Raw genomic sequence first — 22,744 nt, 5'->3', positions numbered from 1 at the left:
GCAAGTGGACGTTCGGCCCGGCGCGGCACGGCGCCGGACCGCCGTGCCGTTCCGGCAGCAGTCCTTGAAAAAATTTTCGTCCCACTTAACTTTTTTTGATACGCGCGACAGAATCTAGAACACGCCGAAATTGAGGTCAAGCTAAAATTTTCGTAGGGCTAAAATCGGCGCGGCACCTGCGTATCCCGGCACAACGCCACATGAATTCGCCCGGCGACACGGCGCGGTACAATGCGCCGGCATCGCCGTCCCGACGGCCGTGCTTCGTGCGAGGCGCGGAAATCACCGTCCGGCGACTGCACCGCCCGTCCGCTCGCCTCCCGACTCGTTGTCACGAAAGAGATTCATGGATTCAGACATCATGCGTATCGGCCAGCGCATTCGCCGCCTGCGCCGGGAAGCGAAGAAGACGCTGCTGGAAGTCGCGACCGAGGCGAAGCTGTCGGTCGGGTTCCTGTCCCAGGTCGAGCGCCACCTCACGGGCATCTCGCTGTCGTCGCTCGTCAACGTCGCGAAGGCGCTCGGCGTGCCGCTCGGCGCGCTGATCGACCAGCCGCGCCAGGCCCAGCCCGATTCGTACGAGGGCCGCCGCAAGCCGTACGCGCTCGACGCCAGGTCGCAGTGGTACGAACGCCTTTCCACCACGTTCGACGGCAGCCAGATCAATGCGCTCAAGGTGCAGATGATGGAAGGCTACCGCTCGGAATGGGTCGCGCACGGCGGCGACGAATTCGTGTACGTGCTGGCCGGCCGGATCTGCTACACGGTCGGCAAGAAGGATTACCCGCTGTCGCCCGGCGACTCGCTGCACTTCGACGCGCGCAAGCGGCATCGGGTCGCCAACGTGGGCGACGGGCCGGCCGAGGTGATCGCGGTCGGCACGCTGCCGCTGTTCGACGACCGTGGCGCCGGGTTCGTGTCGGCGACGATGGACGTCGGGAAAGCGGCGCCCGCCGCACGTGCGACACCGGGGGAGCCGCGCGCGAGCCGCCGTGGGCCGGCGCCCAAGCGGGCGGAGCGCGAGCGCGACGCCGGCGCGGCGGGAAAGGACAAGAAGGCCGCGGCCAAGCCGCGCGCATCCGCCGGCAAACGCCCGGCGGCCGCGAAGCCGGCACGCAAGAAGAAGTCGTAACGGTTGCCGGGCGGCGGACGCAAGGCGCGCGCTTCCCGCCGGCCCTATCCGCCGCCCCTATTCCCCGATCTCGAGCGCCTGCGCGACGGCCGCGATCCGTGCGCGATGCACGGCGTCCTTGATCTTCTCCGTATCGTTGCCGATGCCGCGCGCGATTGCACCGGCATCGACGCTGCGCGCGGCCGCGAGCGCGACGCGCAGCCGCTCGGCCTGCGGATACGGCTGGGTGTCGAGCCCGAGCCGCCCGCGCGCATCCGATTCGCACGCCTGCAGCATCTCGGCGAAACGCGCCGGCTTGCGCAGCGCGTCGCTGCGCTCGAACAGCCGCACCAGCGCGGCCGCGCCCATCTCCATCACGCGATGCAGGTTGCCGTGCTCGCGCGCGACGACCAGCGCGAGATCGCGGCATTCGTTCGGCACGCGCAACCGCTCGCACAACGGCTTGAGCAGGTCGACGCTGCGGCCTTCATGGCCAACGTGGCGCGGCAGCACGTCGGCGGGCGTCGTCGCCTTGCCGAGATCGTGCGTGAGCGCCGCGAAGCGCACCGGCAGCGAATACCCCTGCTTCGCCGCATAGTCGACGACCATCATCACGTGCACGCCCGTGTCGACCTCCGGGTGGTAGTCGGCGCGCTGCGGCACGCCCCACAACGCATCGACCTCGGGCAGGATGCGCGCGAGCGCGCCGCACTCGCGCAGCACCGCGAACATCCGCGACGGCTTCGCTTCCATCAGCCCGCGCGCGATTTCCTGCCACACGCGCTCGGGCACGAGCGCGTCGACCTCGCCCGCGTCGACCATCCGCCGCATCAGCGCGAGCGTTTCGTCCGCGACCGTGAAATCCGCGAACCGCGCGGCGAAGCGCGCGATGCGCAGGATCCGCACCGGATCCTCGACGAACGCGTCGCTCACGTGCCGGAACACGCGCGCGCGCAGGTCGGCCTGACCGTCGAACGGATCGATCACGGGCCCGACCAGGTCGCCCTCCGGGCTCACCTCGCGCGCCATCGCGTTGATCGTCAGGTCGCGCCGCGCGAGATCCTCGTCGAGCGTCACGTCCGGCGCGTAGTGGAACTGGAAGCCGTGATAGCCGGCCGCCGTCTTGCGCTCGGTGCGCGCGAGCGCGTACTCCTCCTGCGTGCGCGGATGCAGGAATACCGGGAAATCCTTGCCGACCGGCCGGAACCCCTGCGCGGCCATCTGCTCGGGGGTCGCGCCCACCACCACGTAGTCGCGGTCCTGCACGGGCACGCCGAGCAGTTCGTCGCGGATGGCGCCGCCTACTGCGTAGATGTTCATGGCTGCGGCTCGTATTCGGCGATCACGTTCGTTTCGCGGCGCGCGGCATCGATCCAGCGCTGCACGGCCGGCAGCGCCGTCACGCGCGCCGCATAGCCGGCCGCTTCCGGCGACAGGCCCGGCGCGTACGTGTTGAAACGCATCACGACGGGCGCGTACATCGCGTCGGCGATGCCGAATTCGCCGAACAGGAACGGCCCGCCCGATGCCTCGAGACACGCGCTCCACAGCGCATCGATGCGCGCGACATCGGCGAGCGCGTCGGGTGTGGCGCCGCGCCCCGGCATCGACGCGCGCACGTTCATGCCCATCTGCGTGCGCAGCGCCGCGAAGCCCGAATGCATCTCGGCCGCGACGCAGCGCGCATGCGCGCGCTCGAGCGGATCGGCCGGCCACATCGGAAACTGCGGATAGCGTTCGGCGAGCGTCTCGGCGATCGCGAGCGAATCCCAGATCGCGACGCCGTGGTCGTCGATCAGGCACGGCACCTTGCCGGACGGCGAATACTCGCGGATGCGCGCGGCCGTGTCATCGTGGCGCAGCTCGATCGCGATCTCGTCGAACGGGATGCCGAAATGCGCGAGCAGCAGCCACGGGCGCATCGACCATGACGAGTAGTTCTTGTCTCCAATGACGAGTTTCATGACGGTGATCCGGAAAACGCGAAAGTGAAAAGGAAGACGCTGCCGGCCTAGCGGCGCGAGCGGAACCAGTCGAACCGGGAGCGCTGCGCGGCCTGGCCGAGATACGCGGGCGCGATGCTTTCGAGACTCGCGGGCGAGATCCCGAGTTCCGGCGCGAGCGGCCCCGCGAGCACGTTCGGCACCGACATCGTCGCGAGATTGTCGCGCGTGAGCACGGGCTCGCCGGGCAGGCATTCGAACACGCTTGCCTGCAGCCGCGCGAGCGCGTCGGGCAGCCGCACGATGCGTGCCTGCCGGCCGACCAGCGTGCCGCAATAGCGCACCAGCTGCTCGAGCGTGTAGACGGTCGGGCCGCCGAGTTCGTAGGTCTTGCCGTGTGCGGCCGCGAGATCGAGCGTGTTGACGAACGCGCGCACGACATCGCCGACGAACACCGGCTGGAAGCGCGCGTCGGGCATCGCGAGCGGCAGCACGGGCACCGAGCGCTGCAGGTTCGCGAACGTGTTGAGGAACGCATCGCCGGGGCCGAACACGACCGACGGGCGGAAGATCGTCAGCGCGAGCGAATCGGTCGCCGCGATCGCATGCAGCGCGGCCTCGCCGTCGCCCTTCGAGCGCTGGTACATGCTCGGGCCGTGCGAATCGGCGCCGAGCGCGCTCATGTGCAGCACGCGCTGCACGCCCACCTCGGTGCAGGCGGTGGCGAGCGCGGCCGGCAGCGTGACGTGCGCGCGCTCGAAGCCGGGCCCGTACGGCGTGCCGCGGCCGCCGTGCAGCACGCCGACCAGGTTGATCGCCGCGTGCGCACCGGCGACGAAGCGCGCGAGCGTGCGCGTGTCGAGCGCGTCGAGCTCGACGATTTCGACCGGCAGCATCTGCAGGTGGCGCGCGTGGTCGCGCCGGCGCGTGCCGATCCGTACCTGCTTGCCGGATTCGATCAGTGCATTGACGAGCCGGCTGCCGATGAAGCCGGTGCCGCCCAGCAGCGCAACGGTCTGGCGATCCATGTCGTGAGCCTCAAAAGAACACTGCCGCGTCTCGCGCGGCAGTGTGAAGATTGCGTATCAGGGCGAGATCATGCCTAGACGTTTCTTCAACGACTGCGGCTTGCCCTCGAAGAGCGCCGCGTAATAGACGGTGTTCGACAGCACGTTCTTCACGTAGTCGCGCGTCTCGTTGAACGGAATCGTTTCTGCGAAGATCGCGCCTTCGACCGGCTGCGTCAACACCTGGCGCCACTGGCGCGGCCGGCCCGGGCCCGCGTTGTAGCCGGCCGTGGCGAGCACCGGCGAGCTGTCGAAGTTGTTGTAGATGTCCGCCAGATACCAGGTGCCGAGCTGGATGTTGGTATCGATGTCGTGCATCTGCGCGCGCGAAATCGTGCCCATGCCGAGCTTCTTCGCGACCATCTGCGCGGTGGCCGGCATCAGCTGCATCAGGCCGCCCGCGCCCACCGACGAACGCGCGCTGATGATGAAGCGCGATTCCTGGCGGATCAGCCCGTACGCCCATTCGATGTCGAGGCCCGTCGATTGCGCATAGCGCTCGACGATGTTGCGGTACGGCGACGGGTAGCGCAGCGTGAAGTCGTGCTCGGCCTTCGTGCGGTCGGCCGTGTTGACCGTACGGTCGAGCAGCTCGACGCGCTTGCCGTATTCGGCCGCGGCCAGCAGCTGGCGATCGGTCATCCCGCGCAGCGGCCAGTTCCATTCGCGGTTGCCTTCGAGGCGCAGGTTCAGCGCGTAGAAACGCTGCGCGAGCGCGAAGCCCGGAATCTTGCTCATCGCGTCGATCTCGGCGTCGCTCACCTTCGTGCGCGGCGGGATCGTCGTGCGCTGGCCGAGCTCTTCGCCGGCGAGCTGCCCGTAGAAGTTGAACTGGCCCGCGACCTGCTCGAATTCCTGGTTCGCCTGCAGCGTGTCGCCGCTCTGCTTGAGCGCGCGCGCATGCCAGTAGATCCAGGCCGGATCGTTGCGCAGCGACGGCGGCATCTGCTCGATCGACCAGCGCACCATCGGCCAGTTGCCGGCGAGCAGCGCGGCGCGCGTGCGCCATTCGTAGCCCGGGTTCGACAGCGGCGCATTCGTCGACTTCGCGTACCAGACCGACGCGAGCGGCGAGCGCTTGATCGCGCCCTGGTAGCCGATCGCGCCCCACGCGATCGCCTGCTCCTGCTTGGTCAGCGACGGCGCGACCGTGGTCAGCATCCCGGCGGCGGCGTCCGGATCGTTGCGCGCCATGCGGCTGAGCGCGATCAGTGCGAGCTGGTGCGAGGTTGCGTCGGAGCCGACGCCGCGCGCGAGGTACAGCGGCGGCGCGCTCGTCGCCTGGTCGAAGCCGACCGGGCGCGGGCCGAGCGCATCGACGATCTTGCCGCCGAGCGTCGTGTAGTTCTGCTCGTACGCGAGGCGCGCCTGCTGCCACACGTCGTCGCTCGTGAACTGCTGGTTGACCGTGAGCGCGGTGATCAGGTCGACGCACGCGTCGCCGTAGTTCTTCGGCTCGACGAGCAGCGCACGCGCCGCTTCGGCGACGTTCTCGCCGCGCGCCGCGCGCGATTCGAGCGCATAGCACTTGACCTGCGTGTCGTCGTCGAGCACGAAGCGCTTGTATTGCTCGTCGAAGTTGCGCCAGTCGTGGCGCGCGCCGAGCACGAGCAGGTAGTCGTTGCGCAGGCGGTCGGCGATCGCCTGGCCGTCGTAGCGCTGCAGGAACGACTGCACGGGCGCGTCCGGCGCGTCCACGCGCGCGCGGCCCGTCGAATCGAACAGCTGCGGCTTGATCTGGAAATACTCGACGTAGGACGGTACCGGATAGTTCGGGATCATCGACGCGAGCTGCGCGGCTTTCGCGGCGTCGTTGCGACGCGCGGCTTCACGAAGCTGCACGAAGGTCTGGTCGTCCCCGGCGACCGTATCGTCGTTCGGTGCGGCGCACGCAGCCGTACCCGCGACGAGCGCGGCGGCCGAAAGTGTGAGCGCCACCGCGCGATATACTCGGAAAAGGCTGTTCGACATCGTTTTGAATGGAGCACGAAGTGAGCGAAAGCATAGCACGCAACCCTGTGCCGAACCCGAAGGTTGCGCTACGCAAAACGCTGTCCGGCGCGCGTCGCAACGCCGCGTCGCAACCCGCCGCGAACGCCGCGCTCGACGCGCGGCTGCGCACGCTGCTCGACCGGCTCGCGCCGCGCACGGTCGGGTTCTACTGGCCGCTGCCGGGTGAATTCGATGCGCGCGAGGCCGTGCTCGCGTGGTGCGCGGCCGGCGCCGGCAGGCTGGCTGCGCTGCCCGTGATCGACGAACGGCACACGCCGCTCGAGTTCCATGCGTGGGACGCGCACACGCCGATGCGCGAAGGTCATCACCGGATTCCGGAACCGGCGTCGGGAATCGTCGTCGTGCCCGACCTGTTGCTGATTCCCTGTGTGGGATTCGATCTGCAGCGCTACCGGCTCGGCTACGGCGGCGGCTACTACGACCGCACGCTCGCCGCGTGGCCGGGCAGCGCGCTGCCCGTAACCGTCGGCATTGCGTACGAAGCGTGCCGCGTCGATGCGCTGCCGGCCGAAGCGCACGATCTCGCGCTGCACTGGATCGTGACCGACGGCGCGCTGTACCCGGCCGCCGGATGACGCGGCGGGCGGCGCCGCACCCGTCGTCGCACGCCCGTCGGCGCGCTGCCGCGCACCACCCGCGGCGCCACCGTTTACAGCGACGCCGCCGCGCGCGCGGCCGTGTCGTACAGGCCCGATGCGTTGCGCAGCAACTGCGCCGCGTCGCCGATCTGCTCGTTGGTGAGCCCGCTGTCCTTCAGCGTCTCGATCAGGCAGTGCTCGCGCACCTCGCGGTACTTCAGGCACAGGTCGCGGCCCGCGTCGGTCGCGAAGAAGAACACTTCCTTGCCGTTCTTCTCGCTCTTCACATAGCCGCGGGCGATCAGTTTTTTCAGCGCATAGGTCGCGACGTGCGTATCCTCGATATTGAGCACGAAGCAGATGTCGGCGAGCTTCTTCTTGCGTTCGCGATGGCTGACGTGATGCAGCAGCGACACCTCGACCGCCGTCATGTCCTTCGCGCCGGCCGCCGACATGCAGCGCACCATCCACCGATTGAAAGCATTGCCTGCCATGATGAGGCCGTATTCGAGCTCCGACAGCTCCGCGCTCGAATCGGAAACGAGGTGTTCGGATGACACGATCTTGGTCGCAGGACGCTTCATGGAAAGGCGGAGCAAGCCGGATGACAGGGTGTGCCGAGTGTACGCCAGAAGCCCCGACATACGGGCTAGGCGAAAACGCTTATTGGGAAGTTGTCGATATTTTATTGACAATGTGCGCTAACATTGCCGTCCGAACCGTGCCAGTCCGATGACGCAACCCCGCTTTTATCCGCTCGGCGATGCCGCCCTCGTCTGCGAGGTGCCGCCGCCCGCCACGCTCGATTGCCAGCGCCGCGTCTGGGCCGTTGCCGAGGCCGCGCGCGCGTGGCCCGACGTGATCGACGTCGTGCCCGGCATGAACAACCTGACGATCGTCTTCGACGCGCTCGCCACGACGGCCGAGTCGCTCACGCCGGCGCTGCGCGACGCGTGGGAGACGGCCGACGTCGAGCACGCGGACGGCCGCGAGGTCGAGATCCCGGTCGAATACGGCGGCGCCGCCGGCCCCGATCTGCCGGCCGTCGCCGCGCATACCGGCCTGTCGGCCGACGAAGTCGTCGCGCGCCACGCGGCCGGCGAATATGTCGTGTTCTTCGTCGGTTTCCAGCCGGGCTTCGCGTATCTCGGCGGGCTCGACGCCGCGCTGCACATGCCGCGCCGCGCGGCGCCGCGCCTCGAGGTGCCGGCCGGCTCGGTCGGCATCGGCGGCGCGCAGACGGGCATCTACCCGGCCACGTCGCCCGGCGGCTGGCAACTGATCGGCCGTACGTCGCACGTGCTGTTCGACCCGGCGCGGCCGCAGCCGACGCTGCTGCTGCCCGGCGACCGCGTGCGCTTCACCATTGCCGGAGTCGACGCACGATGACCCAGAGCACCGTACCGGGCACCATCGAAGTGGTGCGGGCCGGCCCGCTGTCCACCGTGCAGGATCTCGGGCGCCGCGGCGCGCGCCATCTCGGCGTCGCGCAGGGCGGCGCGCTCGACGGCCTCGCGCTCGAAGTCGGCAACCGGCTGGTCGGCAACCGCCCCGATGCGGCGGCCGTCGAGATCACGATCGGCCCGGCCGCTTTCCGCTTCACGCGCGCGACCCGCATCGCGATCACCGGCACCGAGTTCGGTGCGACGCTCGACGGCCAGCGCGTATATTCATGGTGGAGCCTGCCGGTCGAGGCCGGGCAGACGCTCGTGCTGCCCGCCGCGAAACGCGGGATGCGCGGCTACCTGTGCATCGCCGGCGGCATCGACGTGCTGCCGATGCTCGGCTCGCGCAGCACCGATCTCGCGTCCCGCTTCGGCGGCCTCGGCGGCCGCGCGCTGCGCGACGGCGATCGCCTTCCGGTCGGCGTGCTTCCGGCCGGGATGGGTTGCCTCGCGGCCGACGCGCCCGAATTCGGCGTCAAGGCGCCGGCGTGGTGCGCGTTCGTGCGCGTCGACGAGCCGCCGCGCCGTCACCGCCCCGCGCATGCGCCGTGGGCGATGCCGGTGCGCGTGCTGCCGGGCCCCGACTACGCGTCGTTCGCCGCCGATTCGCAGCAGGCGTTCTGGGACGAGGAATGGCTCGTCACGGCGAACAGCAACCGCATGGGCTACCGGCTGGCCGGTGCCGAACTCGTGCGCGAGCGGCCGGCCGAGCTGCTGTCGCACGCGGTGCTTCCCGGCACGATCCAGGTGCCGCCGAACGGCCAGCCGATCGTGCTGATGCACGACGCGCAGACCACCGGCGGCTACCCGAAGATCGGCACGGTGATCCGTGCGGATTTGTGGAAACTCGCGCAGGCGCGGCTCAACCTGCCGATCCGCTTCGTGCGCACGACACCCGACGCCGCGCGCGCCGCGCTGGCCGCGGAACGTGCGTATCTGCGGCAGATCGACGTGGCGATCGACCTGCGCGAGGAAGCGCGCCGCCGCGCCGAGTCGCGTGCGGCGTGACAATGGCGGTAGCGGTACCGAAGGCAGTCGTCGTAGAGAAAACGGGCCACGCAACCAGTGGACGAGGAACATCATGCAAATCGATCTGAATGCCGATCTCGGCGAAGGATGCGGTTCGGACGAGGCGCTGCTCGACCTCGTGACGTCCGCGAACATCGCATGCGGGTGGCATGCGGGCGGCGCGAACGCGATGCGCGACTGCGTACGCTGGGCCGTGCAGAAAGGCGTGGCGATCGGCGCGCATCCGAGCTTTCACGATCCAGAGAATTTCGGCCGCAAGGAAATGCAGCTGCCGGCCAGCGACATCTACGCGGGCGTGCTGTACCAGCTCGGCGCGCTGTCGGCGATCGCGCAGGCCGAGGGCGGCCGCATCGCGCACGTGAAACCGCACGGCGCGCTGTACAACCAGGCCGCGCGCGACCCGATGATCGCCGAGGCGGTGGTGTCCGCGATCCGCGATTTCGACCCGTCGCTCGCGGTGTTCGGGCTCGCGAACAGCGTGTTCGTCGCGGCCGCGCGGCACGCGGGGCTCGCCGCGGTGGAGGAAGTGTTCGCCGATCGCGGCTACCGCGCCGATGGCTCGCTCGTGCCGCGCAACCAGCCCGGCGCGCTGATCGACGACGAGGACACGATGATCGCGCGCACGCTGGACATGGTGCGCAGCCGGCAGGTGCGGGCGATCGGCGGCGAATGGGTGATGCTCAATGCGCAGACCGTCTGCCTGCACGGCGACGGGCCGCACGCGCTGGTCTTCGCGAAACGGATTCGCGCCGCGCTCGAGGCGGTGGGCGTCGACGTGGTCGCGCCCGGCATGCTGCAGGCCGACGAACGCGCCTGATCCGGCCGATCGCGCCGGCGCACGCACGATCCGTCGCACCAAAGAAAAAAGCGCCCTCGTGGCGCTTTTCCGTTGGCGCAATCGCTGCGGCTTCGCCGTCTGTCGATTCGCCCCCCGAAACCGTCTTGCGACGGTGACCGGAAAATTATTCCGGATTAAAAAACGTCCGCCGCCGCCCGATCACTGCCTTTCCCCGGTGGGACGACGGAACGTTGCTTATCCCGCAAGTCGGCCTGCATGCGTTGTTGTTGTCCGACGATGATTGGCCCCGCCGTACATGCAGACACTTCCGCGGCCGGCACGTGCACCACGTGCCGGCAACGCGCTAACCCCGCGCTTTATTTTCTGCTACCCCGTAGAACTTTTTCTATTCTTTTCATTTTTTCAACTTGTGGATCGAAGAATAGATATTGGCAGATCGGGATGTCAATCGTTTGAAACGCTATTTTCTGATGATTCGAGGGTTTTCCTTATCGAATCGCGTGCCCAACCAGGCGTTCGAGCCGCTCGCGCAGTGTCGATCAAACAGGGGAGGATCGGTTCGGGCGCGGTGACGGCGATCAGTTCGCGTCGACGCTGTAACCTTGTTGACGCAACAATTCGAGCACGCCACGCGGGCCGCCCAGGTGCAGCGCGCCGATTGCGACGAACAGCGGCCGGTTCGGCGCGGCGATTGTCGTCATCCGTGCAACGAAGCGCCGGTTGCGCTCGTACACGATCTTGTTGTCGATCGCGTCCGACAATGCCTTCGAACGCGCGAGCCGTTCGCTCTTCGCGACCGCCCATGCCGAGATCGCATCGGCGTCGCCAATTCGCCACAGTCGATGCAGCGCCTTGATGTCGTCGGCGTTCTGCGCGGGCGTCTGCACCATGTCCTGCGCGAGCATCTCGCGCTGCTCGGCGAGCGTCAGCCCGGTGAACGCGCGCATCTGTTCGGCGAGCGTCTCGAGCCCGATCACGCGGCCGCCCTTCTTCTTCAGGAACACGTTCTGCAGCTGCGCCTCGGTGCCGTATTCCGTCTGCAGGCCGGCCGACAGCGAATCGTAGGTCTCGACGACGAGCGCCGCGAGCCACGGCCGCATCTTGCGGATCTCGACGAGCGCCGCCGGGTTGCCGCGCAGGCGCGCCGCGAGCCGCTGCCACAGCGGCTCGGGCAGCAGGCGCTGCAGGCACGGGTAGCGGCAGACGCCGTACTTCGACACGTCATCCTGCGATTCGAGCAGATCGTCGGGCGACAGTTCGAGCGCCAGGGTGGGCGACGCGGCAAGCGCCGCGAGGATGCGCGGCCGGAACGGCTGCGCGCTCGGGTAGTCGGACGGGTCGCCGGTATGCAGCGTGCCGAGCACGTAGAGCGTGACCTTGCCCTTGGTCGCGACGTAGAACGGCATGCGTGCGGGCTGTACGCGCACGGTGCCGCTCGACACCGTGCCGTTCGATACGGCAGGCGCGTGGAAGCCCGGCAGGCTCATGCCGGGCGGCGGGACTTGCGACGGATGGATCGGTGAAGTGGCCGGCGCGCGCCCTTCGGCGCGCGCGGATTCGACGGGAACCACGAAGCTGGCCGCCACGCACGCGCCGGCCAGCGCCGCGCCCGTGACGGTACGCACGCTCCAGCGCCGCGCGTAGCGGTACGCGCGCATCACGCGCGCGCTGCTTGCCCCCGCACGGCGCACGCCGGACGCGCGCGCCGCCAACACTTCAGGCATTCTCCTCCCCGACTTCCTCGGCCCGATGGCAGGCCACGCGCCGGCCGTCGACCTCGCGCAGCTGCGGCTCCTCCACCCGGCAGCGCTCGACCGCATACGGGCAGCGCTGATGGAACGCGCATCCCGACGGCGGATTGAGCGGCGACGGCAGTTCGCCCTGCAGCTTGATCTGCACGCGGCGGTCTTCCTCGAAGATCGCCGGCGTCGCCGACATCAGCGCGCGCGTATACGGATGGCGCGGCCGTGCGTAGATCGTCGCCTTGTCGCCCAGCTCCGCGACGCTGCCGAAGTACATCACCATCACGTCGTCCGCGACGTGCTCGACCACCGACAGGTTGTGCGAGATGAACACGTAGCTCGTCTTGAACTGTTCCTGCAGATCCATGAACAGGTTCAGGATCTGCGCCTGGATCGACACGTCGAGCGCGGACACCGGCTCGTCGGCCACGACGATGCGCGGATCGAGGATCATCGCGCGCGCAATCGCGACACGCTGGCGCTGGCCGCCCGAGAACATGTGCGGATAACGCTTCGCGTGCTCGGGCCGCAGGCCGACCGTGCGCATGATCTGCGCGATGCGCTGCGCGCGTTCGGCGGCGGTCAGGTTCGCGTTGATCTCGAGCGGCTCGGAAAGCGTCTGCTCGACGGTCTTGCGCGGATTCAGCGACGCGAACGGGTTCTGGAACACCATCTGCACGCGGCGGCGCAGGTCGGCGACCGTCTCGCGGCTCGCGCCGGCCACGTTCTTGCCGTCGATCGTCAGGCTGCCCGAGGTGGGCGTCTCGATCATCGTCAGCTGGCGGGCGAGCGTCGACTTCCCGCAGCCCGATTCGCCGACGACGGCGAGCGTCTTGCCGCGCTTGAGCGAAAACGACACGCCGTTCAGCGCCTTCACCGTGCCCTGCCCGAACATCCCGCGCTTCACCGAATAGTGTTTCGCGAGGCCGTCGGCCACCAGCACGGCTTCCTCGTCGTGCGCCACGCGAGGCGTTTGATTGACTGCATTCATCGTGCACCTCCCGTCAGGTCGAGGTTGGAAACGTTGAGCGGCTTGATGCAGCGTGCGCGCATCGCATCGTTGGCCGGCACCAGCGTGTCGAGCGCCGGCCGCGCCTTGCGGCAGTCGTCGACGACGTACTTGCAGCGCGGCGCGAACAGGCACCCGGACGGGCGATCATCGCGGCCCGGCACCATGCCGGGCAATGCGGCAAGGCGACGCGCCCCCTGATTGTGCTCGGGAATCGCCGCGAGCAGCGCTTCGGTGTACGGATGATGCGGCGCGCGGAAGATGTCGGGCACGCGGTTGGTCTCGATCACCTCGCCCGCGTACATCACCGCCACGCGCTGCGCGACTTCCGACACCACGGCCAGGTCGTGCGAGATCAGCACGAGCGCCATGCCGCGCTCCTTCTGCAGCTTCACGAGCAGGTCCATGATCTGCGCCTGGATCGTCACGTCGAGCGCGGTGGTCGGCTCGTCGGCGATCAGCAGCTTCGGGTTGCACGCCACCGCCATCGCGATCATCACGCGCTGGTTCATCCCGCCCGACATCTGGTGCGGGAACGACGCGATGCGGTTCTTCGCATCGGGAATGCCGACCTGGTCGAGCAGTTCGAGCGCGCGCCGGTGCAGCGCGTCGCCGCGCAAGCCCTCGTGCAGCTTCAGCACTTCCTTGATCTGGTAGCCGACCGTATAGCTCGGGTTCAGGCTCGTCAGCGCATCCTGGAACACCATCGCGATGTCCTTGCCGACGATCTTGCGGCGCGCCTTCGGCGACGCCTTCAGCAGGTCGACGCCGTTGAACGTGACCTCATCGGCCGTCACCTTGCCCGGCGCGTCGATCAGGCCCATCAGCGCCATCATCGTCACGCTCTTGCCCGAGCCCGATTCGCCGACGACGCCCACCACCTCGCCCGGCGCGATCGACAGGTTGATCCGGTCGACGGCGGGCAGGCCGTTGAAGTTCACCGCGAGATTGCGGATGGTCAGAAGATTACTCATGGTCACGCCATCCGTTTCAGTTTGGGATCGAGCGCGTCGCGCAGCCCGTCGCCGAGCAGGTTGATCGCGAGCACCGAAATCAGGATCGACAGGCCCGGCATCGTCACGATCCACCACGCGTTGTCGATGTAGTCGCGCGCGGAGGCCAGCATCGCGCCCCATTCGGCGGTCGGCGGTTGCACGCCGAGGCCGAGGAAGCCGAGCGCGGCCGCGTCGAGGATGGCCGACGAGAAGCCGAGCGTCGCCTGCACGATCAGCGGCGCCGTACAGTTCGGCAGCACCTGCGAGAACATCAGGCGCAGCGTGCCGGCACCGGCCACGCGCGACGCCGTCACGTACTCCTTCTGCAGCTCGCCGAGCGCCGATGCGCGCGTGAGACGCACATAGGCCGGTAGCGCGACGATCGCGATCGCGAACATCGTGTTGGTCAGGCCCGGGCCGATGATCGCGACGACCGCGACCGCGAGCAGCAGCGACGGCAGCGCGAGCAGCACGTCCATGATGCGCATCACGGGCGTGTCCGCCCACTTCTGGAAGAACGCGGCGACGAGCCCGAGCACGATGCCGGGGATCAGCGCGAGCACGACCGACACGAAGCCGATCCAGAACGACATCCGCGCGCCGTACATCAGGCGCGAAAGAATGTCGCGGCCCGCTTCGTCGGTGCCGAGGATGAATTTCCAGTTGCCGCCTTCAAGCCACGCGGGCGGGATCTTCACGAAGTCGCGGTATTGCTCGACCGGGCTGTGCGGTGCGAGCAGCGGCGCGAGCAGCGCGACCAGGATCAGCACGATCACGACGATGCCGGCGCCGACGGCACCCCGGTTGCGCGAGAAGTTGGCCCAGAACTCGCGCAGCGCGAGCGCACGGCCGCCGGCCGGCGCGGATTCGGTCGGCAGGGTATTTTGCAGATTGCTCATGGGATTACCTCGTGTGGCGGATGCGCGGATTCAGCACGCCGTACAACAGGTCGACGACCAGGTTCACGACGATCACGAGCGTCGCGATCAGCAGGATGCCACCCTGGACGACCGGATAGTCGCGGCGGCCGATCGCATCGATCAGCCACTTGCCGACACCGGGCCACGAAAAGAGCGTCTCGGTCAGCACGGCGCCAGCAAGCAGCGTGCCGATCTGCAGGCCGATCACGGTGACGACCGGGATCAGCGCATTGCGCAGCGCATGCACGACGACCACGCGCGCGGGCGACAGTCCCTTCGCGCGGGCGGTGCGGATGTAATCCTCGCGCAGCACTTCGAGCATCGACGAGCGCGTCATCCGCGCGATCACCGCGAGCGGGATCGTGCCGAGCACGATCGCGGGCAGGATCAGGTGGCTGACCGCCGACTTGAACGAGCCTTCATCCGGCGCGAGCAGCGCGTCGATCAGCATGAAGCCCGTCGGGTGCGGGAAGTCGTATTCGACGGCGATGCGCCCCGACACGGGCGTCCAGCCGAGGTATGACGAAAACACCATGATGAGGATCAGCCCCCACCAGAAGATCGGCATCGAGTAGCCGGTGAGCGCGGTGCCCATCACGCCATGGTCGACGACCGAGCCGCGCCGCAGCGCAGCGATCACGCCGGCCGGCAGCCCGACCGCGAGCGCGAACACGAGGGCGCACAGCGACAGCTCGACGGTCGCCGGGAAGCGCGCGAAGAACTCGCCCGCGACGCTCGTGTTCGTGATGATCGACGTGCCGAGGTCGCCATGCAGCGCCCGGCCGATGTAGTGGATGTACTGCATGGGCAGCGGCTGGTCGAGCCCGAGGCGTTTCATCGCCTCCGCATGCATCGCGGGATCGACGCCGCGCTCGCCCATCATCACTTCGATGGGGTCGCCCGGTATCAGGTGAATCAGCGCAAACGCCAGGATGGTGATGCCGATGAAAGTCGGGATCACCATGCCCACGCGGCGCAACACGAATGTGAACATGATGCGTCTCGGATTTTCTTGTGGGAAATGTGCGACCGGCGACGGGAAGCTTTTGGCCTCCCGCCGCCGGATGAATTAGCCGGTCTCGGTCTTCGTAGACAGCTTACGCCGGGCGCGTTACTTCACGCTAACACCGTCGAAGCGGGCATAGCCGAGCGGCTCGATACGCATGTCGACCACGGTCTTGCGCACCGGCTGGTAGACCGTCGAGTTCGCGATCGGCGAGAACGGCAGCTGTTGCGCGAAGATCTGCTGAGCCTGCATGTAGAGCTTCGTCCGCGCATCCTGGCCCGTCGTCGTGCGGCCCTTCTGGACCAGCTCGTCGAACGGCTTGTAGCACCAGTGCGAGAAGTTGTTGCCCTTGATCGCTTCGCAGCCGAGCAGCGTGCCGAGCCAGTTGTCCGGATCGCCGTTGTCGCCCGTCCAGCCGATCAGCATCGTGTCCTGCTCACCCGAGTGCGCGCGCTTGATGTACTCGCCCCACTCGTACGTGACGATCTTCGCCTTCACGCCGATCTTCGCCCAGTCGGCCTGGATCATCTCGGCCATCAGGCGGGCGTTCGGGTTGTACGCGCGCTGCACCGGCATCGCCCACAGCGTGATCTCGAAACCGTTCGGGAAGCCGGCCTTCGCGAGCAGCGCCTTCGCCTTCGCGGTGTCGTTCGGCGCCATCTTCAGGTTCTTGTCGTACGACCATTGGGTCGGCGGCATCGGCGCGTTGGCGGCCTGGCCTGCGCCCTGGTAGACGGACTCGAGGATCGCCTTCTTGTTGATCGCCATGTCGAGCGCCTGACGCACCTCGAGCTTGTCGACCGGCTTGTGCTCGACGTTGTACGCGAGATAGCCGAGGTTGAAGCCTGCCTGCGACGGCATGTCGACGTTCGAATCGGCCTTCAGCGTCGCGATGTCGGCCGGACGCGGATAGCTCATCACCTGGCACTCGTTGCGCTTGATCTTCTGCACGCGCACGCCCGGATCCGGCGTGATCGAGAAGATCAGCTTCGAGATCTTCACTTCGCCCTTCTTCCAGTAATCAGGATTGCCGTCGAATCGGATCGTCGCGTCCTTCGTGTAGCTGCGGAAGATGAACGGGCCCGTGCCGACCGGCTTCTGGTTGATGTCGGCGGCCTTGCCGGCCTTCATCAGCTGGTCGCCGTATTCGGCCGACAGGATCGAAGCGAATTCCATCGCCATGTTCTGGATGAACGGCGCATTCGGCTCGGCGAGCGTGAACTTCACGGTGTACGGATCGACCTTCTCGACCTTCGTGATCAGCTTGTCGAGGCCCATGTCGGTGAAGTACGGGAACGACACCGGGTACGCCTTGCGGAACGCCTGGTTCGGGTCGAGCATGCGCTGGAACGTGAACAGCACGTCGTCCGCGTTGAATTCACGCGTCGGCTTGAAGAAGTCGGTCGTGTGGAACTTCACGCCGTGGCGCAGATGGAACGTGTACACCTTGCCGTCCGGCGACACGTCCCACTTCTCGGCGAGGCCCGGCTCGACCTTCGTGCCGCCGCGCTCGAATTCGACGAGACGGTTGTAGACGGTGAACGTGGCGGCGGTGAAATCGACGCCGGTCGTGAATTGCGCGGAATCGAAACCCGCCGGGCTGCCTTCTGAGCAGTAGACGAGCGTCTTGTTCGGGATCTGTGCGAATGCAGAGCCCGCGACGCCGAGCGATGCCGCTGCCACGCCTGCAATGGCGGTAACACGCAGGGTGTGCAACAGACGGTTGTATTCCATGTTTCCTCCAGGTCTCCAGATCGGAACCGGCCCGCCAGGGGCCGGCGTACGCGGATATTACTTGAGCTAACGATGTGGCAACAAGCTGGAGAAAAAACTCTTCTAGATGTCCCGCCGGGTTTTTGCCGATGTTTAGTGGGAGTAAAAAATGCGACAACGCGCGCGAGCGCCCATTTCGTTCATTTGGCGCAAGTTTCGTTCGACGACTAAACAATTCGGGCGCGACCACGAAGGATCGACCCACCGCTTGCCCGTGTTCTGCAGCACATCATTGCGTTTTGCGAAACGATCGGGTGACCGTCTTCAAATCGTCATGTTGTCGCGTCGCCGCGTCGTCACGCCGGCGCGTCGAGGTCGGCGCTGCGCGCGGGCACGAACGCGACCGCGACGATCGACAGCGCGATCCCGGCCATCACGTAGTAGGTCGGCGCGAGCGGCGTGCCCGTGACCTTGATCAGCCACGTGACGATGAACTGCCCGAAGCCGCCGAACAGCATCACCGCGACGTTGTACGCGATCGACAGCCCGGTCGAGCGCACGTTGGCCGGGAACAGCTCGGCGATCATCGCGCCGAACGGCCCGTAGTAGCCCGCGAGCGTGACCGACAGCACGGCCTGCACCGCGATCAGCCGCGCGATGCTCGGCGCCGCGTCGAGCCACGCGAACAGCGGATACATCAGCACGAGCGTGAGCACGAGCGACCACAGTGACAGCCCCTTGCGGCCGATGCGATCCGACCACGCACCGGCGATCGGCGACAGCACCATCAGCAGCAGGTTGCCGACGATCACCGCATAGAACGATTCCGCGTACGGCAGCTTCAGCTGCTTCACCGCGAAGGTCGGCAGATAGCTGATCAGCACGTAGATCGTCACCGTCAGCGCGATCACCGAGCCGAGCCCGCACAGCACCTCGCGCGGGTAGCGCGTGAACACTTCGCCGAGCGTCACGCGGCGCGCGCTTTGCTGCGCATGCAGGAACGCCTCGGAATCGGCGAGATGGCGGCGGATGTAGAAGCCGATCGGGCCGATCACGAGCCCGAGGATGAACGGCACGCGCCAGCCCCAGCTGCGCAGCGCCTCGTGCGACAGCCCGCGTGTGACGGCCGCGCCCACGAGCGCGCCGATCAGCAGCGCGGCCGCCTGGCTCGCCATCTGCCAGCTGCCGTAGAAGCCGCGTTTCGAGAACGGCGCGGCCTCGATCAGCAGCGCCGTCGCGCTGCCGAATTCGCCGCCCGCGGAGAAACCCTGCAGCAGACGGCCGAGCACGATCAGGAGCGGGCCGCCGATGCCGATCGCCGCATACGGCGGCGCGACCGCGAGCAGGAAGATGCCGGCCGTCATCAGGAGGATCACGAGCGACAGCGCGGCCTTGCGGCCCGCGCGATCCGCGTACAGCCCGAACACGATGCCGCCGATCGGACGCATGAAGAACGCGACGCCGAACGTCGCGGTGGTCAGCAGCAGCGACGAGTATTCGCTGGAGGTCGGGAAGAACAGCTCGGCGATCACGACCGTCATGAAGCCGAACACCGTGAAGTCGTACCACTCGAGCGCATTGCCGATCACGGCGGCCGCGACCGCACGGCGGTTCAGCGCACGCTCGGGCCGGATCGTTTTCGTTGAATTCGCAATCGTCGCCATGCGTGCCTCGTCCTCGTCGGTTCGCCGTGTCGGGCTGCGCGGCGCGCAAAGTGCCCGCGGCGCGCCGGTGTGCAGCGAGTGTAGAAAGCGACGGAACCGTTTTCAAGCAATAAAAAACGCCCGCCATCTTTCGACGGCGGGCGTTGTGTGGTTTTCGCCACAATGCGGCATCGCACGATGCCGCACGGGCCTCAACCCATCTTCGAGAAGGCGCTGCACCAGCCCTTCGCCGACACCTGCTTGCCGGGGAAGGCGCCGCACGGGCCCGAGGCCGAGCCCTTCTTGCCCTGGTACAGCATGCAGGCCGCGCAATCCTGGCCCGCTGCGTATTTCGGGTACTTCGTCTTGTCGACCTTCGTCGCATCGGCCTTGTAGCCGAGTGCCGTCGCGGTCGGGTCGCTTTCCGCGAGCATCGGCGCATCGGCCAGCGCTTCACGCGACAGCGCCAGCGCGGACACGGCACCAATGCTCGTAATCAGGAAACTCCGACGGGATGTTTTCATGGGGGACTCGCTCCAACGTTATCGGTTTGAAAGCTGTTCTGGCGACAGCCGTTCGACAGAATAACGCTCAAGCGAATAAATGTGCGTGCCGAAATTCCAGAGATAAGGAATTTCACACGGCCGCCACACGGCCGATACGCATTCGCCACTTCCCCTCCACATACGTGCCGCGTCAGCGGTAAGCCGTCATGTCGCCCACCCGCTGCGCAAGCGCGAGCGACGCGGTGAGCCCCGGCGACTCGATGCCGAACAGGTTCACGAGCCCGCGCACGCCATGTTGCGCGGCGCCCTGCACGATGAAGTCCGCCGGTGGCTCGCCCGGGCCCGCGACCTTCGGCCGGATGCCTGCATACGCCGGCTGCAGCGCGTCATCCGGCAAGCCCGGCCAGAACGCGCGGATCGACGCGTAGAACGCGGTCGCGCGCGCCGGATCGACTTCATAGCGCAGCGCATCGATCCATTCGACGTCCGGGCCGAAGCGCGCCTGCCCGCCGAGGTCGAGCGTCAGGTGCACGCCGAGCCCCGCGCGGTCGGGCATCGGGTAGATCAGGTGGGAAAACGGTGCGCGCCCCGACAGGCTGAAATAGTTGCCGCGCGCGAGATAGAGCGGCGGCACCCAGCGCGGGTCGAGGCCGCGCGTGCGGCGCGCCAGCGCCTGCGCGCCGAGGCCCGCGCTGTTGATCACGCAGGCGGCCTCGATCTCGGTCGGCGCGTCGCCGCCCGTGCGCACGACGAAGCGTCCGCCGCGCAGCACGTCGATCGATTCGACCGGGGATTTCAGCGCGCACACGGCGCCGTCGCGCTCCGCGTCGCCGAGCAGCGCGAGCATCAGCTGGTGGCTGTCGACGATGCCGGTGGACGGCGAGAACAGCGCCTCGACGCATTCGAGCGCGGGCTCGAGCGTCTGCGCCTCGGCGCGCGTGAGCGGCAGCAGGTCGAGCACGCCGTTTTCGGTCGCGCGTGCGGCGATCGCCCTCAACTGCTTCACCTGCGCGGCGCTCGTGGCGACGAGCAGCTTGCCCGCGCGCCGGTGCGGCACGTGATGGGTCTCGCAGAATTCGTACAGCAGGTCGCGCCCGTGCACGCACGACGTCGCCTTCAGCGACCCGCGCGGATAGTAGAGCCCCGCGTGGATCACTTCGCTGTTGCGCGAACTCGTACCCGTGCCGATCGCATCGGCGGCCTCGAGCACGAGCGTTTCACGCCCGCGCGCGGCCAGTTCGCGTGCAATCGCCAGACCGACGACGCCCGCGCCGATCACGACACAATCCATCTGCTCCATGACGTTTCGCGCCGCTAGCGCGTCGAGGGGAGAGAAGGGAATTGTACGTCCCGGTTCATCCGCTTGCCGAAGGTCGTGCAGCGTCTCGCGACGACGCCGTGCATGACGCGCGACGCTCGGTACGACACGACACGCGGCTCTGCGCGGCGCGCACGGCCCCGGCCTTGGTCGCGTGCGCGCGCCGCTCGTTCAGAAGCCGATCGGCCGGCGCTTCGCGGCGCCTTCGTCGGCCCGGATGTCGCGCGGCCCGATCGCGTCGCGCCCGTCGAGCCGCGCGGCGCCGAACGCGTGCAGCAGCGCGCGGCGCATCGTGCGCGGCGGGGTCGCGGCCAGCACGTCGAGCGCGTCGTCGCCGAGCGTATCCGGGAAGCGCCGCCCCCACGCGTGCGACGAGCGGATCTCGTCGTAGATCGTCTGCGCGATCCGGCGCGCGCCGGCCGCATCGGGCGGCGCGATCTCGTACACGTTCATCCGGTTGAGCAGCGGCTCCGGAATCGCGTGCGCCTCGTTCGCGGTCGCGATCCAGATCACGTTGCCCGCATCGATCGGCACTTCCGCGAATTCGTCGATGAATGCGCGCGCGGTGTCGTGCTCGAGCAACGCATACAGCGCGCCGAGCGGATCGTATTGCGCATCGCTGCCGGCCTTGTCGATCTCGTCGACCGCGATCACCGGGTTCGCGTAGCTGCCGTTCACGAGCGCATCGAACACCTTGCCGGGCTTCGCGTTCTTCCATTGCGACGACGCACCCGACAGGATCCAGCCGGCCGTCAGCGAACTCATCGGCACGTAGTGGTACGCGGTGCCGAGCAGTTGCGCGAGCGCCTTCGCGAAGTGCGTCTTGCCGATGCCCGGGGGCCCGAGCAGCAGGATCGGCATCAGTTCGAGCCGGTCCTCCGTTTCGAGGCACAGCGCGACCTGCTTGCGCACGTCTTCGAGCGGCTCGGCGAAATTGGGCAATGCCTCGCCGAGCGCGTCGAATGACGGCATCCGGTTCGGCTTCACGCAGAAGCGCAGATTGCCCGTCTTGAGCATCTTCTCGTAGGTGGCGCGCAGTGCGTCGCTCGCGCTCTCGTTCAGGTCACTCAGCGCCGTCTCGACCTGCTCGAGGTCGTACACCGTGCTGAAGGACGCCACCGCCAGTTCCTGTTTCACCATCGCCGTCGTCATACCAACCTCGCTCCCGCTTGCCGTCACACGATCATCAGACCCTTACGATTTCAGTGTAGCGATCCCGCCATCCCGCGCAAGCAAGCAGCCGAGCGCGTCTGCTGCTAACACCCGCGCGCGCTGCACGCCGGCGCGCCGCGGCGTATGATCGTCAGTTCACCCACCCGCCACACCGGCCTGGCCGACCGCGCCCGCGCGGCGCGTCGGCCCCCGCCCCCCGAAGGTATGCCGATGTCCGTCCCCCCTGCATTTCCGCGCGTCGATGCCGATACGATCGGTGCCGTCGACGCGGCGCTCACGTCGCGCCGTGCGGTTCGCGCGTTCCTGCCGACGCCGGTGCCGCGCGACACGCTCGAGGCGATCCTCGAAGCCGCGAGCCGCGCGCCGTCGGGCACCAACATCCAGCCGTGGCGCGTGTACGTCGCGACGGGCGCCACGCGCGATGCGCTCGCCGCCGCGCTCACCGCGGCCCACGACGATCCCGCGCGCGACGAGAAATACGTCGCCGAGTACGACTACTACCCGCGCGAGTGGGTGTCGCCGTATATCGACCGTCGCCGCAAGGTCGGCTGGGACCTGTACGGGCTGTTGAACATCGGCCGCGACGAGAAGGCACGCATGCATGCGCAGCACGCCCGCAACTTCCGCTTCTTCGATGCGCCGGTCGCGTTGTTCTTCACGCTTGACCGCGTGATGATTAGGGGCTGTTTGCCTGCGGAACGTGCATGCGAATGGCCTAAATCGGCTGCAGGGCA

Annotated in this window: 20 protein-coding genes and 1 pseudogene; 6 read left to right on the top strand and 15 right to left on the bottom strand. The window is 67.8% G+C overall.

What is annotated here, in order from left to right; all coding sequences use genetic code 11:
• Nucleotides 1–346 precede the first annotated feature (346 nt).
• Nucleotides 347–1,132, top strand: coding sequence for an XRE family transcriptional regulator (locus CFB34_RS24920; protein ID WP_089441215.1), 786 nt, complete (start codon nt 347–349; stop codon nt 1,130–1,132).
• 57 nt (nt 1,133–1,189) lie between these two features.
• Here CFB34_RS24920 and CFB34_RS24915 read toward each other — a convergent pair whose 3' ends face one another.
• The 4 genes from CFB34_RS24915 to CFB34_RS24900 are packed head-to-tail and all read right to left on the bottom strand — an operon-like array spanning nt 1,190 to nt 6,092.
• Nucleotides 1,190–2,431 carry a multifunctional CCA addition/repair protein gene (locus CFB34_RS24915; protein ID WP_089441216.1) on the bottom strand — a complete coding sequence of 414 codons (1,242 nt, stop codon included), beginning with the start codon at nt 2,429–2,431 and terminating at the stop codon, nt 1,190–1,192.
• Nucleotides 2,428–3,075, bottom strand: a complete 648-nt coding sequence (locus CFB34_RS24910) for a glutathione S-transferase family protein (protein ID WP_089441217.1) — start codon at nt 3,073–3,075, stop codon at nt 2,428–2,430. Before CFB34_RS24910 ends, CFB34_RS24915 begins: the two co-directional genes overlap by 4 nt.
• 47 nt (nt 3,076–3,122) lie before the next feature.
• Nucleotides 3,123–4,082 carry a complex I NDUFA9 subunit family protein gene (locus tag CFB34_RS24905; RefSeq protein WP_089441218.1) on the bottom strand — a complete coding sequence of 320 codons (960 nt, stop codon included), beginning with the start codon at nt 4,080–4,082 and terminating at the stop codon, nt 3,123–3,125.
• Nucleotides 4,083–4,139: 57 nt separating this feature from the next.
• On the bottom strand, nt 4,140–6,092 hold the full coding sequence (locus CFB34_RS24900; protein WP_089441219.1) for a lytic transglycosylase domain-containing protein: 1,953 nt from the start codon (nt 6,090–6,092) through the stop codon (nt 4,140–4,142).
• Between the two features lie 8 nt (nt 6,093–6,100).
• On the opposite strand from CFB34_RS24900, the gene CFB34_RS24895 reads away from it, so the two are divergent.
• Nucleotides 6,101–6,709 (top strand): 5-formyltetrahydrofolate cyclo-ligase, encoded by a 609-nt coding sequence (locus tag CFB34_RS24895; RefSeq protein ID WP_089441220.1) that lies wholly within the window; start codon nt 6,101–6,103, stop codon nt 6,707–6,709.
• A 74-nt stretch (nt 6,710–6,783) separates the two neighbouring features.
• On the opposite strand, the gene CFB34_RS24890 is transcribed toward CFB34_RS24895, so the two are convergent.
• Nucleotides 6,784–7,296: a winged helix DNA-binding protein gene (locus tag CFB34_RS24890; protein WP_027788908.1), complete on the bottom strand. Its 513-nt coding sequence runs from the start codon at nt 7,294–7,296 to the stop codon at nt 6,784–6,786.
• 148 nt (nt 7,297–7,444) lie between these two features.
• Between CFB34_RS24890 and pxpB the strand changes: the two genes are divergently transcribed.
• The 3 genes from pxpB to pxpA all read left to right on the top strand — a co-directional run bounded on the left by pxpB (nt 7,445) and on the right by pxpA (nt 10,003).
• A complete protein-coding gene (gene pxpB, locus CFB34_RS24885) occupies nt 7,445–8,101 on the top strand; it encodes a 5-oxoprolinase subunit PxpB (RefSeq protein WP_089441221.1) in 657 nt (218 codons plus the stop codon).
• On the top strand, nt 8,098–9,165 hold the full coding sequence (locus CFB34_RS24880) for a biotin-dependent carboxyltransferase family protein (RefSeq protein ID WP_089441222.1): 1,068 nt from the start codon (nt 8,098–8,100) through the stop codon (nt 9,163–9,165). The genes pxpB and CFB34_RS24880 overlap by 4 nt, the downstream gene beginning before the upstream one ends.
• 73 nt (nt 9,166–9,238) lie before the next feature.
• Entirely contained in the window at nt 9,239–10,003 is a 765-nt protein-coding gene (gene pxpA / locus CFB34_RS24875; RefSeq protein WP_089441223.1) for a 5-oxoprolinase subunit PxpA, read from the top strand.
• Nucleotides 10,004–10,563: 560 nt separating this feature from the next.
• Here the strand turns inward: pxpA and CFB34_RS24870 are convergent.
• The 10 genes from CFB34_RS24870 to CFB34_RS24825 form a co-directional block, all read right to left on the bottom strand.
• Complete coding sequence (locus CFB34_RS24870) at nt 10,564–11,709, bottom strand: TraB/GumN family protein (RefSeq protein WP_089441224.1); 1,146 nt, start codon at nt 11,707–11,709, stop codon at nt 10,564–10,566.
• Complete coding sequence (locus tag CFB34_RS24865) at nt 11,702–12,718, bottom strand: peptide ABC transporter ATP-binding protein (protein ID WP_089441225.1); 1,017 nt, start codon at nt 12,716–12,718, stop codon at nt 11,702–11,704. Before CFB34_RS24865 ends, CFB34_RS24870 begins: the two co-directional genes overlap by 8 nt.
• The gene (locus CFB34_RS24860; RefSeq protein WP_089441226.1) at nt 12,715–13,710 is read right to left on the bottom strand and encodes an ABC transporter ATP-binding protein; all 996 of its coding nucleotides are present in this window, start codon (nt 13,708–13,710) and stop codon (nt 12,715–12,717) included. Before CFB34_RS24860 ends, CFB34_RS24865 begins: the two co-directional genes overlap by 4 nt.
• A 2-nt stretch (nt 13,711–13,712) precedes the next feature.
• Nucleotides 13,713–14,630: an ABC transporter permease subunit gene (locus tag CFB34_RS24855; RefSeq protein WP_089441227.1), complete on the bottom strand. Its 918-nt coding sequence runs from the start codon at nt 14,628–14,630 to the stop codon at nt 13,713–13,715.
• 4 nt (nt 14,631–14,634) lie between these two features.
• Nucleotides 14,635–15,645, bottom strand: a complete 1,011-nt coding sequence (locus CFB34_RS24850; protein WP_014895775.1) for an ABC transporter permease subunit — start codon at nt 15,643–15,645, stop codon at nt 14,635–14,637.
• 117 nt (nt 15,646–15,762) lie between these two features.
• The gene (locus tag CFB34_RS24845; protein ID WP_046544223.1) at nt 15,763–17,391 is read right to left on the bottom strand and encodes an ABC transporter substrate-binding protein; all 1,629 of its coding nucleotides are present in this window, start codon (nt 17,389–17,391) and stop codon (nt 15,763–15,765) included.
• A 335-nt stretch (nt 17,392–17,726) separates the two neighbouring features.
• Nucleotides 17,727–19,034: an MFS transporter gene (locus tag CFB34_RS24840; RefSeq protein WP_089441228.1), complete on the bottom strand. Its 1,308-nt coding sequence runs from the start codon at nt 19,032–19,034 to the stop codon at nt 17,727–17,729.
• A gap of 191 nt (nt 19,035–19,225) precedes the next feature.
• Nucleotides 19,226–19,537 (bottom strand): high-potential iron-sulfur protein, encoded by a 312-nt coding sequence (locus tag CFB34_RS24835; RefSeq protein ID WP_039354792.1) that lies wholly within the window; start codon nt 19,535–19,537, stop codon nt 19,226–19,228.
• Nucleotides 19,538–19,709: 172 nt separating this feature from the next.
• The gene (locus CFB34_RS24830; protein WP_089441229.1) at nt 19,710–20,819 is read right to left on the bottom strand and encodes an NAD(P)/FAD-dependent oxidoreductase; all 1,110 of its coding nucleotides are present in this window, start codon (nt 20,817–20,819) and stop codon (nt 19,710–19,712) included.
• A 189-nt stretch (nt 20,820–21,008) separates the two neighbouring features.
• Nucleotides 21,009–21,989, bottom strand: a complete 981-nt coding sequence (locus CFB34_RS24825; protein ID WP_089441230.1) for an AAA family ATPase — start codon at nt 21,987–21,989, stop codon at nt 21,009–21,011.
• 231 nt (nt 21,990–22,220) lie between these two features.
• Between CFB34_RS24825 and CFB34_RS24820 the strand changes: the two are divergent.
• Nucleotides 22,221–22,685: pseudogene (locus CFB34_RS24820) on the top strand (nitroreductase family protein); the annotation flags it as partial.
• Nucleotides 22,686–22,744: the final 59 nt, after the last annotated feature.

Origin of the sequence: Burkholderia sp. HI4860, from assembly GCF_002223045.2 — a bacterium.
GTDB lineage: Bacteria > Pseudomonadota > Gammaproteobacteria > Burkholderiales > Burkholderiaceae > Burkholderia.
The sequence above is the reverse complement of the archived record's forward strand: the minus strand, read 5'-3'. Positions and strand labels throughout refer to the sequence as shown.